Genomic DNA, 14,481 nt, shown 5'->3' on the forward strand with positions numbered 1-14,481 from the left:
CCACGTTCTTGGCGGCCGGTCCAGGGGCTGGGATTGCTTGTGGCCGAATGGCTCGGGGGCGCGATCCCGGCCCCGAATGGCTCCACTCAGCTTTCGCTTTCCTCGCTGATGAAGCGCCTTATCCGTTCTTCCAAGACCGGCAACGGCACCGATCCGAGCTCCAGGATGGCGTCGTGGAAACGCCGTTGGTCGAACTTCTCGCCGAGCCTTTGCTCCGCCTCGGCGCGCAGGCGCCGGATCTGCAGCTCGCCAAGCTTGTAGGCGACCGCCTGTCCCGGCCAGGAAATGTATCGGTCGATCTCGTTGACGATCTCGAGCTGCGACAAAGCCGTATTCTCGCTGAGATAGTCGATCGCCTGTTCGCGGCTCCACCCATAAGCGTGGATTCCGGTGTCGATCACCAGCCGCGCCGCACGCCACATTTCATAGGAGAGCCGGCCGAAATCCTCGTAGGGCGTCTCGTAGATTCCCATCTGCGTGCCCAGCCACTCGACATAGAGGCCCCAGCCTTCGCCATAGCCCGAGAAATAGGTCTGTTGACGAAATTCGGGGCGATCGGGTCCTTCCAGCGCCAGCGCCGCCTGGAAGCTGTGGCCTGGCGTGCATTCGTGCACCGCGAGCGCCGGCAGCGTGTAGAGCGGGCGCTGCGGCAGGTCGTACGTGTTGAACAGGCAGTTCTCCAGGCCGCCGCGGCCGCTGGTATAGATTGGCGCGATCTCCGCAGGCACCGGCACTATGCCGTGGCGGTAGCGCGGCAGCGTGCCGATCGTCTCGCCGAGCTGGCCGTCCGCTTTCTTGACCACATAGGCGGCGGCGGCGAGCAGTTCGCGCGGCGTCTTCGCGTAGAATTGCGGGTCGGTGCGCAGGAACTGGATGAATTCGGCCAGGGTGCCGTCGAATCCGGCGCGCTCCCGCGTCTGCTCCATCTCTGCGCGGATCCGCGCCACCTCGCGAAGGCCGATATCGTGGATCTCGCGCGGCGTGATGTCGAGCGTCGTATATTGGCGGATCATTGCCTGGTAATAAGCGTCGCCGTCCGGCATCTCGGTTGCGGCCAGGCTCGTGCGCGCCTGTGGCAGATACTCCTCACGGAACATGGTCAGCAGCCGCTGATAGGCCGGCGCCGCCGCCTCCCGAATCGCCGCCATGCCTTGGGCGCGAAGCCGCGCCTGCTCTTCGGCCGGGATGCTGGCCGGCATGGTTCGAAACGGTGCATAGAGCGGATTCGTCTCGTCCGCCGCGATGAACGGCTCCATCGTCGCGTCGCGGCCGGCAAGGGTCGCCCGCGGCACCGAGAAGCCGCGCGCGAGCCCGGCGCGCATGTTCGTCATATGCTCGCCGAAATAGCGCGGGATGTCGCGCAATCGACCGATGTAGCGACCATATTCCTCGGCATTGGTGAAGCTGCCGCGAGGCGCCAGCCCGGCCCAGAAGAAGCTGTCGGACGTGAATGGCGCTTCGTAGGTGCGGTATCGCACATCGTCCGCCAGTCCCTCGATCGAGGCGCGGAACACCGCGGCATTGATCCTTTCCTCTGGCGACAGTTCCTCGGTCTTTATGGCGTCGAGCTCCGCCAGAGCGCGTTCCCAATAGGCCAGCCGCGCCTGCTGCGCCTCCGCATTCACCCGCGGCAGATGGTCGGCGGCCGCGCCGGCGCCGTGCCCTTCGGTCCGGCCGAACTCGGCCTGCCGCCATTGCCATTCGGCTTCGTAGAGGCGGCGCAGCCGCTCGTCCGCCGATCCGCTCTCGCCTTGGAGGGCCTGCTGTTGCCCCCCGGTCGGCGACTGAATGGCCGAGGCGGCGGCCGGCGCGAGGCAGGCCATCAAAGCGGCGGCGAGGGTGGCGCGTTTCATCGGTGCTCCTTCGAAGGGGGCTGGATCGCGGATCGATTGCCGCGAGGCGAACGATAAATCGTATACCGGCAGCGTCAATGGCGCGGGGCCGAGGGGTAAACATTCCTCGGTGCGACGTGCCGACCTGCCGCCTTTCGGATCCCCGCGCCCGGTTGGCCTCGCGCGCCCGCGCCGCTAGGGCGTCGCCGACCGACCAGTACAGGCAGCTTCCCATGTTCCGTTCGATCGCCGCTACCTTATCGCTTCTCGCTTGCGCCGGGTCCGGCTGGGCCCAGGCACCCGCCGGCCAGGATGTCTATGGGCCCGGTCGCGAGGTCGTCGCTGACATTCACCGGATCGTCACGCCCAACGGGGTCCAGGAGACTTTCGAGGTCGTCCTCGGCGGAGCGCGGCAGGTGGTCAATGTGCGCGGCGCCGATCGCGCCAATCCCCTCCTGCTCTTCGTTCATGGCGGCCCCGGCGCCGTCGAGATGCCGATCGCCTGGGCTTTCCAGCGGCCGTGGGAGGACTTCTTCACGGTCGTCCAGTGGGACCAAAGGGGCGCAGGCCGCTCCTATCCGCTCAATGACCCCGCGACACTCGCTCCCACGTTGACGCTCGAACGCTATCGCGACGATGCGATCGAGCTCATCGAGCAGCTCCGCGCCCGGTACGGCAAGCGCAAGGTCTTTCTGCTCGGCCACAGCTGGGGTTCGCTGGTCGGTCTGTCCGTTGCGGTGCACCGCCCCGATCTGCTTCACGCTTATGTCGGCATGGGTCAGATCATCGACATTCGCGAGAATGAGCAGGTCGGCATGGCCTGGACGCTGGCGCAGGCGCGCCAGCGCGGCGATGACGAAGTCGTCCGGACGATCGAGGGGCTTGCCCCCTATCCGGATTCCGGGCCGTTCACGATCGCCCAGGCTGACGGCTGGCGCGCCCCGGCGATCCGTTACGGAGCGATCGCCGCTGGCCGGGCCGACGCCAATTTCTATCTGCGGGCGCCGCGTCTTTCGCCGGAATATGACGCCGCCGATCGCCGCGCCTGGAACGATGGAAGCCTGTTCACCGTGACCAACCTCTGGCCCCGCCTCGCCGACGTCAGCTTCGACGATGTCGAGCGGCTCGACGTGCCGGTCGTCATGCTGCTCGGGCGCCACGATTACATGACGCCCTCGCCGATTGCGGCGCGCTGGATGGAGCGGCTTCAGGCGCCCGCCAAGCGTACTTTCTGGTTCGAGCATTCGGCCCACCTCCCGATGATCGAGGAGCCCGGCCGTGTATTGGCTGCTTTGCTCGACCACGTCCGCCCGCTCGCGAGTCACTCGCCGGCGGCGCCCCGATCGGACTGACCGGATCGTGCAAGTTGCGTAACGAACGCAGCAGGACGCGCATTGCCGGCGACTGGCGCGGTGCCGCTTCGACCCGATGATATCGCGTCGAGGCCTTGTACGAGAACCCGACTTCCTGGTGAGAGCAGTTACGAGAAGGCATCATCATGTCTTGTGTATAGTAATAGCCGTAATTGATTTATCCGGATTTTTCTTTAATTTGGGGGCCTTTCTTCGTTGCTGGATATTCCCCACAGCGGGAGACGCCAATGACAGATGCCGGATCGGAAAGTCGGCCGCACGAGCAGGCCGAGCAGGAGGACGATCCGGCCGCGCCACGTTCCTTCTCGCCGGCGTACAGGCTAACGATTCCATTCCCGCTTAGTCCATCGCCGGCAGCGCCGAGTGCTGCTGCTCTTCGGGAGATTATCGACGGACTTCCCGAGCAGATCGCACTGCTCGACGACTCTTGGAATGTTCTCGCCGTCAATCGGGCCTGGGCGGAATCGGCCGCCGCCGCGGGAATTCCGGGTCTCGAGACCGGGCAGAATTACCTGCAGGGCTGCGAAATGATGGCAGAGCGGGGAAACGGAGACGCAATCCTTCTCCGGCAGGCACTTCGGGAAATCTCCGGCGGAGAGCGCAGGTTCTTCGAACATGTCTATTTCAAGGACGGAAAATCGGGCGGCGACTTCAAGGTCAATATAAGCTGCTTCGAATCCGGCGGCGCAAGGTTCGCCACCGTGACCCGCTACGATGTCACGAAGCTGATGGCGCTGACTCGACAGTATCGACGGCTCGAGCGATCACTGATCCGGGTGCAGGAGGAGGAGAGGCGCCGCATCGGGCGCGAGCTCCACGATGCGACGGCGCAACTGCTGGTCGCGCTTCAGCTTTCCATGCTGCGACTGAAGGATCTTCATTCGGACGACGAAACCGCAGCCATCGTCGCGGAAGTCCGGGACACGATCGATCGGATCAATCATGAGGTGCGCGCCATCTCCTACCTTCTCCACCCGCCGTCGCTCGACGAGGAAGGCCTGGTGCGAGCGCTCGACGCGATGGCCCGGGGCTTTTCCCGGCGGACCGGGCTAGGGATCGGTTTCTGGTTCGACGGGTCGGCGCAAAGTTGGGAGCCGGTCTTCGAGGCCACCCTGTACCGGCTGGCGCAGGAAGCACTGGCGAATGTCCAGCGCCATGCCCATGCCACCCGTGTCGGCATACGGCTCGTCGCCCGTCGCCATTGCCTGCACCTGATCGTCGAGGATGACGGGATCGGACTTCCCCCGGACTCCCATCGGTCCTCCGCGCCGCTCGGCGTGGGGATTGCCGGCATGCGTTCGCGCATCGAGGAGCTATCGGGGCGCTTTTCGATCCGACGGGTTTCCTCGGGCACCTGTCTGGTCGCGAGCATTCCCCTGGGGCGACCATTGCTGGAGCGAGGGGCCCTTCCCGGCTCGCCGGTTTAGGCTTCGACGATGTGGTTCCTCACCGCGTAGCGGACGAGGTCCGCGGTCGTGCGCAGGTTCAGCTTGTGCATCGCCGTGGCCCGATGGGTCTCCACCGTCTTGATGCTGATGTCGAGCAGTTCCGCGATTTCGCGATTGATCTTCCCCTCCGCGATCAGCTGAACGATCTCGCGCTCGCGCCGGGTCAGGGCGCCCGACCCGCTGCGCGGCCTCGTGCTCAGGAACTGCTCCAGCAGTGAGTCGGGCACCGCCGCCGAGAAATAGGGCCTATGAACCGAGAGAGCGCTGACGGCCGCGAGCAGATGGTCTTCGGTCTCCGACTTCAGGATGAAGCCGCGCGCACCAGCGCGCAATACGTCCAGGATCAGGCTTTCCTGGTCGTACATCGTGTAGATCAGGATCTCCGTTCGCGGCAGCTCGCGCCGCAGCGCGACGGTCAGCTCGCGGCCGTTGAGCAACGGCAGGGAATAGTCGACGATCGCGATGTCGGGCGTCGTCTCGCGCGCCGCGTTCAGGGCCTGCCCGCCGCTGGACGCCTCGGCGACCACCCGCAAGTCAGCCCGACTCTCCAGCAAGGTACGGACACCGCGCCTGATGGCATCGTGGTCGTCGGCAATGAGGATCCGCTTGATCGGTCCCGCCATCGTCGCTTCTGCCTCCGGCTCATGTCCGGAATGTCGGAACGGCCGTTGGGCGACGTGCCCCGGCTGCCGCGCTCCACCGAATGTCCGCCCCATTGGTTAACAATTCCTTTCGGTGACCCTGTTGATTTCCGCAGGTAGGCCGCGGCGCATGGTGCGTGCCGGACGCACGGCCGCCCCGAGAGCAAAGCTGCTTTTGCACGCTCCGCGTGAAAGAGAGCGCGACAGAAGGGGAGCTTCATGCATCCGCTTCTGCCGCGCCATTTTGGCGCCGGAGCCCAGGGTGGGGGGAGGAGCTCGGGGGTGGCGCCGTTATTGCCGAGCAGAACATTCGGTCAGGCCCTCCGCCATCGGGATATTCCCGTAGATCCGGGGGCGAGCCGCTCCACCGTCCTGCCGCCGCGCATTCCGGCGGCGCCTCTCTTCATTTCGCGAGGCGCGCCGCGCAGGACGAGGGCCAACGCGCACTTATAGCCCGTATATCCTCTGCCGCACAGCACGCCCGACGCCCGCTCGGCGTGCAATTCGGATTAACCCTGAGGCGAAGTCCTCTCGGCAGCGATGCCTTTCGCGCGGCGTCTTCGGGCCGGCGTGGTCGATCGGTAGGATCGGGCCGGAAGGGGTGACGCTTCTATGCCGAAGTCGGGCTCATTCCGGTCGCGGTCGCACGTCGCTGTCGACGATTCGCCATTTCCGCTGTTCCTCGGTGCAGCCAGGTACGTCGTTGCACCGCCTCAGCCGCACGCTGCCGCGCCTGTTGAATGGCTCGCCGTTGCGGAGGCGGCCATATATCTGGACCGGTATTTCGACATAGGCGGAACCGGCTGCGCCCTCCATCTCTCCGGGGCCGCCGATATTCGCATGATATTCGCGATAGCCGCCAAAGCTCGCTGCGAAAGCCTCCGCGTTCATCCCGCTCGCCTCGCCGCCGTCGGACCAGAGACGCCAGGCCTCGCGATGGCGCCCGCTTTCGATCAGGGCGTAATAGGTTTGGACGACGTTTGCGGCGCCTTGGGCGCTCTCCTCGGTGAATGGCGCCTCGGAGAGCGGAGTCCGATCGTCCGGAAGACCGCCCGGCTCGCCGGGCCCGGGGGGATCGAGCGGAGGAAGCTCGGCCGCATTTTCAGGTTCCGGCGGCGCCGCGCCGTTGAGGGCGCCGGGCGGCGAGAGGTCCGGGCCTGTGCCCGCTTCATCGTCGGTATAGGAGCGACCGCAGGCGGCCAGCAGGAGCAGGGAAACAAGGATGAGACGCATGCGTGGACTCTCTCCGATTTGCCGTTCCGAAGGGCGCGGCGTCGGCGTCTCGCCGCCCATGCCTTTCGATGTTCGGCCTAGCCCATCTCTCGCGTCCAAAGTAGTGCATTGCGCCGCGGGAGGCCCGAGCCGATGTCCCGGCCCGCCCTCCGCTTGTTCGCGCCCCCTCGAAGGCCTAGCTATTGCGCATGACCGCCGCGCCCGCACCTCCGGATCCCGGGCTGGTCGATTCCTTCGGCCGGCGGATCACTTATGTACGCCTTTCGGTCACCGACCGCTGCGACCTGCGATGCCGTTATTGCATGGCCGAGCATATGCACTTTCTGCCGCGCGCCGGGATCCTCGCTTTCGAGGAGATCGTCGCGCTTGCCGATATCTTCATCGATCGAGGCATTCGGCGTATCCGCCTGACCGGAGGCGAGCCGCTGGTCAGGCGCGGCATTGCCGATCTGATCGCCCGGCTCGGCGAGCGGATCGGCGCCGGCCTGGACGAGCTCACCTTGACCACCAACGGGACTCAGCTCGCCCGCTTCGCCACGGACCTGTTCGAGGCCGGCGTCCGGCGGGTGAACGTCAGCCTCGACAGCCTCCGGCCCGACCGCTTCCGCTACATCACCCGGCGCGGCGACCTCGATCAGGTGCTGGGTGGCATCGCCGCCGCCTCGGCCGCCGGCCTTGCCGTGAAGATCAACATGGTCGCGCTCAAGGGACTGAACCAGGACGAGATCGAGCCGATGCTCGACTGGTGCGTCGAACGCGGACACGATCTCACCCTCATCGAGACCATGCCGCTCGGCGAGGTCGAGGAGGACCGCACCTGCCATTATCTGCCGCTCGACGACGTCCGTCGCCGGCTCGAGGCGGTCTACGCGCTCACCCCGTCACTGCGCCGCACTGGGGGGCCGGCCCGTTATTGGGAGGTGGGGGGAACAGACACCCGGCTCGGCCTCATCACGCCGCTCACCGGCAATTTCTGCGACGGCTGCAACCGGATTCGGGTCGCGGCGACGGGCACCGTCTATGGCTGTCTCGGGCATGACCAGAAGGTCGAGCTGCGTGATCTCCTGCGCGCGGGCGGACGCCGGGCGGTCGACGAGGCGCTCGATCGCCTGCTGGCCGGCAAGCCGAAAGGGCACGACTTTCGAATCGCCGCCGCTGCGCCGCCGGCCGTTGGCCGGCACATGAGTGTCACGGGGGGCTGAGTACCTCGCCCGGGCCGACCAGCAATGGCCGCACCGCCAAGATCCACTTGCGTGTACGTTCGGAAAGATCGTCCGGCAGCCGGTGGGGCGACGCTTCGGTGATCGCCTCGATTTCCAGCGTCCACCGGGGCCGGTACTCGACGTCGCGAACGATGAAGAGGGAGGTAAAATCGCTTCTGAAATCGGAAAATTCCGGTTCCTCGCTCACCAGCTCGACCGCGCCGTGGGAGCGCATGCCGATCTCTTCTCTCAGCTCCCGCAGCACCGCTTCGCGCGGGGTCTCCGCTTTGCTGCGACCGCCCCCGGGAAGACGCCAACCGGGCGCATATCTGAGTCTGACGAGTACCAGATGCCCCTTTGGGGTAATCGCCACGGCGTGGACGCCCTGCGTCCGCGGCCGACGGAGATACCAATAGGCCTGGCACAAGCTGTAGAGCCCCGTGGCTGCCCACCGGAGCGGCCTTCGGATGGCGGCGTCGATCACCCGCCCGCTGTGGCCAATTCCGGCCGTGCCTGCAATGTCCGTCGCTCGACTGTGTGAACGGGTATAGGGGCCGAGTTGCCCGATGACCGGTGTTTGGGGAGGAGAGGCTTGCGTTTCGGTTCGACATTTCCGGTAGCGGGCGGCGCCGATCGAGCGGGCGCCGTGCCGTTCCGCAGCGTCGCATGATTTCGGGCATTGCCGTCCTCGTCCTCGCGGGCGGTGAGGGGAGCCGCATCGGAGGCGGCAAGCCGCTGCGTCGCCTGGGCGCCGACACGCTGGTCGCCCGCGCCTTGTCCCTCGCCCGGCGCTGGTCCGATCAGGTGCTCGTCGCCGTGCGTGAGCCGGAGCAGGTGCAAGGCATCGACGCGGAGCTCGTGCGGGACGATCCCGGACTGTCCGGACCGCTCGGCGGACTGGCGGCGGGTCTGCGCCAGGCCCGCCTGTCCCGTCGCGACGCACTCCTCGCCATTCCCTGCGACACGCCTTTCCTGCCCGCCGACCTGCTGGAGCGACTCGCCCAGTCGATCGGCGGCGCGAAGGTGGCGGTCGCCGCCAGCGCCGGGCGGCTCCACCCGAGCTGTGCCTTGTGGCGTGTCGAGGCGCTCGACGCGCTGCCCGACTGGCAGGCCTCGGGCCGCCGCTCGCTGATCGGCTTCGCCGACGCGGCGGGACATGTCGTCGTCGAATGGCCCGTCGTGCCGTTCGATCCGTTCTTCAACGTCAACAGCGAGGCGGACCTGCGCCGCGCCGAGGCGATCCTTGCCGGTTAGAAGTCGATCACCTCGACGGTTTCGCCCGGTTCGGCCGCCGGCGAGCCGGGGCGACGCCGGATGAGCAGATCGGCGGCGGCGAGCGTCCGCTGCGCGCTCGAATCCTGGTTCGACAGCGGCCGCGCCGCACCATCGTCCGCGACCGCCCGGACGAAAGTCTCTCGGCTTCCACACGGGGCCAGCCCTTCGGCCAGGGTCGAACGTCGCCACCGAAGCGCCGTGCTGGCGTCGCGGCCCGACAGGCCCGCGAGCAAGGGGGCGAGCAGCAGACGGGCGGTTACCAGCGCCGAGGTGGGATTGCCCGGCAGGCCCAAGACGAGCCGGCCACCGGCGCGCCCGAACCACACCGGCTTGCCCGGCTTGATCGCCACCTTCGAGAAGATGAGGTCGAGTCCGGCCGGCTCGAACATTCGTCTGGCATGGTCCTTCTCGCCGACGGAAGCGCCTCCGGTGACCACCACCAGATCGGCCGCCGCGATCGCTTCCGCTGCGGCCGTTTCCATCTCCGGAAGCACGTCGCCGAGCCTGCGCCGCCGGACCGGCTCCGCCCCATAGGACTCGGCCAGTGCGACGATCCCGAGCGAGACGCTGTCGGGGATCGAACCCTCCACGTCGCGCGCGCGCCCGGGATCGACCAGTTCGTCGCCGGTGGAGAGCACGGCCAGCCTCGGCCGGCGCCAGACCTCGACTTCGGCGGTATCCGCGCCAGCCGCCGCCACCAGCGCGCGCGAATCGAGTCGCCGCCCGGCGTCGAGCAGATGGTCGCCGCTTTCGAAGTCGGACCCGCGCCGACGGATGTGGCGAGCGGGGCCGGGTGGCTCGGCGAAGGTCGCGAACGGCCCTTCGCGCTTCACCGCTTCCTGGATGACGACCCGGTCGGCGCCGGCAGGCACGGGCGCCCCGGTGAAGAGGCGCACGCACGAACCGGCCTCCAGGCTCCCCTGAAAACCCGACCCGGGAAACGATTCCCCGATGATGGCGAGCTGAACCGGCAGGTCGGCGAGATCGGCGTCGCGGATCGCATAGCCGTCCATTGCGGAGGCGTCCCAGGGCGGGGCGGCAATCTGCGCTGCGACCGGCGCCGCCAGAACGCGTCCGTGCGCCTGGGCGATAGCGACCCGCTCGCGGCCCAATGGGGCTGCCGCGTCCGCTACCAGAGCGAGCGCTTCGTCGAATCCGATCATCCGGAGTCCGGCCGGTGCCAGTCACCGGAGCGGCCGCCCCTTTTCGCGACGACCTCGATGCCGCCGATCACCATCGTCCGATCGACGGCTTTCAGCATGTCGAACAGGGTCAGGCAGGCGACCGAGACGGCGGTGAGCGCTTCCATCTCCACGCCGGTAACGCCGCGGGTGCGCACCTCGGACTCGATACGGAAGCCCGGCAGGGTCTCGTCGGCGGCGATCGTCACAATGGCCTTGGTGAGGGGCAGGGGGTGGCAGAGCGGGATGAGGTCGGCGGTGCGCTTGGCCGCCATTACGCCGGCCAGCTCCGCGGTATGGATCACCGATCCCTTCGGCGTCGTTCCGGCGCGGACCTGAGCGATCGTCTCGGACTGGCAGCGCAGCCAGCCCGCGGCGGTGGCGGTCCGCAGGGTCGGCGGCTTGTCCGAAACGTCCACCATGCGGGCCCGCCCTTCATCGTCGATATGGCTGAGCCGACTCATGCGCACAGGTCCCGCAGGCGCGGTATCTGCCCGGCGAGCGAGCAGGGCCTGAACCGGCTGTCCAACTCGAGCGCGAGGACCAGGTCCCACGCGTCCCGGCAGGCGCCGGTCGATCCGGGCAGGCAGAAGATGAACGTGTCCTCGATCTGACCGGCAAAGGCGCGCGACTGCAGCGTTGACACGCCAACCGTGCCGAGGCTCGCCTGATGGAAGACGGCGGCGAACCCATCCATTTCGCGCCGGAACAGGGGTTTCACCGCCTCGGGAGTCACGTCGCGCGGCGCGAAGCCGGTGCCGCCGGTGCTGACGATGACGTCCACCCCCGTGTCGGCGACCCAGCCCATGACCTGCCGCCGGATGGCCTCGACATCGTCCGGGACGAGGGCGCGTCCGGCGAGACGATGGCCGGCGCCCACGAGCCTCTCCGCGAGCAGCATGCCCGACGTGTCGGTTTCCGCCGTGCGACTGTCGGATATGGTCAGGACCGCGATTGCGAGCGGATGAAAGGTCAGGCTTTCGTCTATTCCGGGCATGTCGAAGCTCGCTCCCAGCGGGCCCGGTCGGCATGGTCGGCGCCGGTCGGCTCGATCCAGCGCGAACCGGTGTCATCCTCCTCGCGCTTCCAGAAAAGGGCGTCCGTCTTCAGCCGGTCCATCAGATAGTCGGCCGCCTCGAACGCCGGCCGGCGGTGCGTCGCGGCGGCCGCGGCAAAGACGATCGGATCCCCTGGCTGCATCTTGCCGCACCGGTGGACGATCCGGATTGCGGACACGTCGAATTCCGTCGCAGCGGCGGCGCCGATCTCGCCGAGCGATCGCTCGGTCAGACGCGGGTGGTGGTCGAGAAACAGGCTGGTGAGCGGCGTCCCGTCCTTGGAATGGGGGCGAACGAGGCCGACGAAGCTCACCACTGCGCCCTCGGTAGCCAGGCACCCGACGAAATCGGCCAGCTCGAGGTCGGGAGCGAAGGGCTCGGCGGCCAGGCGGACTTGGACCTTCATTTCAACCTCCCGACAGCGGCGGGAAGAAGGCGATCTCGCTTGCTCCGCTCACCGGTGCGTCGTCGCCGACGATCGAGTCGCCGACGCAGGCGCGCAGCGACGGACCGAGGAAGTCGCTCTGGGCCTCCGGTCGCAGGCCGGCCAGGAGACGCCTAAGGTCGGCGACGTTGCGAACATCGGCCGGAAGGTCGATCTCCATTTCGCGGCCGAGCCGCTCACTCAGTCTGCCGAAGAAGAGGATTTTCATTGCCGCGAGCCGCCTTTCCCTACCCTCTTCGCCTAGAATCACCCTTCGTCAATCTCCGGCGCCCACTACGCATCTGGTCGGGTGGCAATCCACGTCCCGCTGGCGGTGCAGGCGATGAGCGGCAGCAGCGACCACGGGAAGTCCAGGAGGAACAATCCGAGGAGTGCGCTCGCCGCAAGAGCGGCGAAGGCGGAAGTCTTGCCCCTGCGGCTGATGGCGCCGCGACTGCGCCACGCCTGGATGTGCGGGCCGAAGCGGGGATGCTCCACCAGCCAGCGCTCGAAGCGGGGATGGCTGCGCGCGAAGAAAAAGGCGGCAAGCAGCATGAAGGGAACGGTCGGCAGCAGCGGCAAGACGATGCCGATCCCGCCCAGCAGCAGCGAGAGCGAGCCAAGGAGCAGATAGCCGATCCGAATCATCGTGTGTCGGTCGCTGGGGCGGAGGCCCCGCCGCCTGTGCGCCGCTATCGGCCGGTTCCGGCCAGCGGCGGCGAGGCGACCGGGTCGTGCGGTGCCAGGGCGTCCGGAACCACCGCGGCGATCGCCGTTCGCATCTGGTCGAGCGTGAAGGGCTTGGTGAGTATCACCGCCTCCTTCGGCCCGTGGACGATCGAACGGCTGTCCGCATAGCCGCTGATGATGATTGCCGGAAGGTCGGTGCGGACCCGCCGCGCCTCCTTCAGCAGCTCGACTCCGGACATGAGCGGCATGGCATAGTCTGTCACGACGAGGTCGAAGCCGGCGGGCGCCTCCTTGAGCCGGCGCAGCATGGCGGCGCCGTCGGCCATCGATTCGACCTCGTGGCCGAGGTCGCACAGCATCCCCGCCGTGGTCTCCCTGACCGCCTCATGGTCGTCGACGAGGAGCACACGGAGCGATCGAACCGGCTCGGAGGAGCTCTCGGGCCTCTCGGCCGGCTGTGCGCTGCGGCGCGGCCTTTTCGGCGCGCGCGGCAGCCAGATCTCGACCACCGTGCCCTCGCCGAGCCGGGACGTGATGTCGATGGCGCCGTCCGACTGACGAGCGAAGCCATAGACCATCGACAGCCCGAGGCCGGTTCCTTCGCCGACGCCCTTGGTCGTGAAGAAGGGCTCCGTCACCTGTTCCAATATCTCGGCGGGGATGCCGCTGCCGTCGTCCTTCACCGCGATGACGACATAATCGCCGACGGGAAGGCCGAGCCTGTTGTCGGAACGCGCCTGGTCGTTGCGTGCCTCCACGGTGATGGTGCCGCCCTCGGGCATCGCGTCACGCGCATTGATGATGAGGTTCATCAGGGCGAGCTCGAGCTGCGTGCTGTCGGCATAAGCGCACCAGACCTCTTCCTGCGACCGCCACTCGAGCTGGACGAGGCCGCCGAGCGTGTGGGCGAGGAGATCGGTGACGCTGCCGGACAGCTTCGCGATGTCGACGTCCGCCGGCTGCAGCTGCTGGCGGCGCGCGAAGGCGAGAAGGCGGCCGACCAGCTCGGATCCCTGCTCGGCCGCGCGCCGGGTCATGGCCAGGATCTTCTTCTGGTCGTCGGCGAGCGGGAGGCGCCGCTCGATCAGTCCGATCCCTCCGAGCACGGCGGCGAGCAGATTGTTGAAGTCGTGGGCGATGCCGCCGGTCAGCTTGCCGATGGCATCCATCTTGCGCGCGTGAAGCAGCTCGCGCTCCAGGTCCTTGCGATCGGTGACGTCGAGCAGGGTACCGGCATATTGGGCCGGCTTGCCGTCCGAATCCCTCAGCAGCACTGCCTGATCGAGGAAATGCTTGTATTGGCCGTCGGCGCACAGCCAGCGATACTCGATCGCCATGACGCCGGTCTGCTGCCGATCCTCGATCGCCTTCAGTGCCCGCTCCCGGTCGTCCGGATGGAGCCGCTCGGTCCACAGGGTTGGCTGCTCCTCGACCGCCTCGAACGGGAAACCGGTCACCGCGGCGAAATTGCCGCCCACGAACTGGGGAACGCGCGGGCTGACGCTTTCCGGTTCGAGGTAGAGGATGATTGGAAGCGACTTGATGATCGCCGCCTGCCGCTGCTCGGCCAGCCGCAGCTCCTTCTCGACGCGCAGCCGTTCGGTATTGGCGCGGAGATTCTCGTCGAGAAGGCGTTGCTCCTGCTCGGCCTTGCGCTGGATTTCGCGGGTCATCGTGTACAGGTCGACGAATACCGCCACCTTGGAGCGGAGCACGATCGGCTCGACCGGCTTGAACACGTAATCGACCGCGCCCATCGAATAGCCGCGGATCAGATGCTCCTTTTCCTTGTTGACCGCCGACAGGAACACGATCGGGATCCTCTTGGTCTGGTCGCGCTGGCGGATGAGCTGGGCTGTCTCGTAACCGTCGAGCCCGGGCATGTAGACGTCGAGCAGGATGACCGCGAACTCGCCCTTGAGAAGGTGGCGCAGCGCTTCCTCGCCAGATGAGGCGACTTCGACGTCCGCCAGGTCCTCGATCACCGTCCGGATCGCCAGCAGGTTGCGATCGTCGTCGTCGACGACAAGCACGCGGGCGCGCTCGCCGGGCCGCGCACCTGACGCGGCGCCGCTCCCGGCTTGCTTTTCCATGGCGGACCGACCGCGCACCGGCCTGGCGCCG

The 14,481-nt window shown here is 67.4% G+C and carries 15 protein-coding genes; 4 read left to right on the forward strand and 11 right to left on the reverse strand.

The window, feature by feature from the left end:
* Nucleotides 1-86: 86 nt before the first annotated feature.
* Nucleotides 87-1,853 carry a DUF885 family protein gene (locus tag EKM57_RS06430; protein WP_129791654.1) on the reverse strand — a complete coding sequence of 589 codons (1,767 nt, stop codon included), beginning with the start codon at nucleotides 1,851-1,853 and terminating at the stop codon, nucleotides 87-89.
* A gap of 212 nt (nucleotides 1,854-2,065) precedes the next feature.
* Between EKM57_RS06430 and EKM57_RS06435 the strand changes: the two genes are divergently transcribed.
* Together EKM57_RS06435 and EKM57_RS06440 are read left to right on the forward strand one after the other, a co-directional pair.
* Complete coding sequence (locus tag EKM57_RS06435) at nucleotides 2,066-3,184, forward strand: alpha/beta fold hydrolase (RefSeq protein WP_129791655.1); 1,119 nt, start codon at nucleotides 2,066-2,068, stop codon at nucleotides 3,182-3,184.
* A 248-nt stretch (nucleotides 3,185-3,432) separates the two neighbouring features.
* A complete protein-coding gene (locus EKM57_RS06440) occupies nucleotides 3,433-4,632 on the forward strand; it encodes a sensor histidine kinase (RefSeq protein WP_129791656.1) in 1,200 nt (399 codons plus the stop codon).
* On the opposite strand, the gene EKM57_RS06445 is transcribed toward EKM57_RS06440, so the two are convergent.
* The gene (locus EKM57_RS06445; RefSeq protein WP_129791657.1) at nucleotides 4,629-5,276 is read right to left on the reverse strand and encodes a response regulator transcription factor; all 648 of its coding nucleotides are present in this window, start codon (nucleotides 5,274-5,276) and stop codon (nucleotides 4,629-4,631) included. The two genes, EKM57_RS06440 and EKM57_RS06445, sit on opposite strands and share 4 nt — an antisense overlap.
* A gap of 645 nt (nucleotides 5,277-5,921) precedes the next feature.
* Nucleotides 5,922-6,527 carry a hypothetical protein gene (locus EKM57_RS06450; RefSeq protein WP_129791658.1) on the reverse strand — a complete coding sequence of 202 codons (606 nt, stop codon included), beginning with the start codon at nucleotides 6,525-6,527 and terminating at the stop codon, nucleotides 5,922-5,924.
* Nucleotides 6,528-6,715: 188 nt separating this feature from the next.
* On the opposite strand from EKM57_RS06450, the gene moaA reads away from it, so the two are divergent.
* Complete coding sequence (gene moaA / locus EKM57_RS06455; RefSeq protein WP_129791659.1) at nucleotides 6,716-7,729, forward strand: GTP 3',8-cyclase MoaA; 1,014 nt, start codon at nucleotides 6,716-6,718, stop codon at nucleotides 7,727-7,729.
* On the opposite strand, the gene EKM57_RS21785 is transcribed toward moaA, so the two are convergent.
* Complete coding sequence (locus tag EKM57_RS21785; protein WP_206185318.1) at nucleotides 7,716-8,213, reverse strand: NUDIX domain-containing protein; 498 nt, start codon at nucleotides 8,211-8,213, stop codon at nucleotides 7,716-7,718. The two genes, moaA and EKM57_RS21785, sit on opposite strands and share 14 nt — an antisense overlap.
* Before the next feature lie 182 nt (nucleotides 8,214-8,395).
* Between EKM57_RS21785 and EKM57_RS06465 the strand changes: the two genes are divergently transcribed.
* On the forward strand, nucleotides 8,396-8,983 hold the full coding sequence (locus EKM57_RS06465) for a molybdenum cofactor guanylyltransferase (RefSeq protein WP_129791660.1): 588 nt from the start codon (nucleotides 8,396-8,398) through the stop codon (nucleotides 8,981-8,983).
* Here the strand turns inward: EKM57_RS06465 and EKM57_RS06470 are convergent.
* The 7 genes from EKM57_RS06470 to EKM57_RS06500 all read right to left on the reverse strand — a co-directional run bounded on the left by EKM57_RS06470 (nucleotide 8,980) and on the right by EKM57_RS06500 (nucleotide 14,450).
* The gene (locus tag EKM57_RS06470) at nucleotides 8,980-10,167 is read right to left on the reverse strand and encodes a molybdopterin molybdotransferase MoeA (protein WP_129791661.1); all 1,188 of its coding nucleotides are present in this window, start codon (nucleotides 10,165-10,167) and stop codon (nucleotides 8,980-8,982) included. The genes EKM57_RS06465 and EKM57_RS06470 overlap by 4 nt on opposite strands.
* Nucleotides 10,164-10,649: a cyclic pyranopterin monophosphate synthase MoaC gene (moaC, locus tag EKM57_RS06475; RefSeq protein WP_129791662.1), complete on the reverse strand. Its 486-nt coding sequence runs from the start codon at nucleotides 10,647-10,649 to the stop codon at nucleotides 10,164-10,166. Before moaC ends, EKM57_RS06470 begins: the two co-directional genes overlap by 4 nt.
* Nucleotides 10,646-11,182 carry a molybdenum cofactor biosynthesis protein B gene (moaB, locus tag EKM57_RS06480; protein WP_129791663.1) on the reverse strand — a complete coding sequence of 179 codons (537 nt, stop codon included), beginning with the start codon at nucleotides 11,180-11,182 and terminating at the stop codon, nucleotides 10,646-10,648. The genes moaC and moaB overlap by 4 nt, the downstream gene beginning before the upstream one ends.
* The gene (locus tag EKM57_RS06485; RefSeq protein WP_129791664.1) at nucleotides 11,170-11,649 is read right to left on the reverse strand and encodes a molybdenum cofactor biosynthesis protein MoaE; all 480 of its coding nucleotides are present in this window, start codon (nucleotides 11,647-11,649) and stop codon (nucleotides 11,170-11,172) included. The genes moaB and EKM57_RS06485 overlap by 13 nt, the downstream gene beginning before the upstream one ends.
* A gap of 1 nt (nucleotide 11,650) precedes the next feature.
* The gene (locus tag EKM57_RS06490; protein ID WP_129791665.1) at nucleotides 11,651-11,896 is read right to left on the reverse strand and encodes a MoaD/ThiS family protein; all 246 of its coding nucleotides are present in this window, start codon (nucleotides 11,894-11,896) and stop codon (nucleotides 11,651-11,653) included.
* Between the two features lie 65 nt (nucleotides 11,897-11,961).
* Nucleotides 11,962-12,315 carry a YbaN family protein gene (locus tag EKM57_RS06495; RefSeq protein ID WP_129791666.1) on the reverse strand — a complete coding sequence of 118 codons (354 nt, stop codon included), beginning with the start codon at nucleotides 12,313-12,315 and terminating at the stop codon, nucleotides 11,962-11,964.
* A gap of 44 nt (nucleotides 12,316-12,359) precedes the next feature.
* On the reverse strand, nucleotides 12,360-14,450 hold the full coding sequence (locus EKM57_RS06500) for a response regulator (protein ID WP_206185319.1): 2,091 nt from the start codon (nucleotides 14,448-14,450) through the stop codon (nucleotides 12,360-12,362).
* Nucleotides 14,451-14,481 lie beyond the last annotated feature (31 nt).

Source organism: Sphingosinicella sp. CPCC 101087 (assembly GCF_004151485.1).
Classification (GTDB): Bacteria; Pseudomonadota; Alphaproteobacteria; order Sphingomonadales; family Sphingomonadaceae; genus Allosphingosinicella.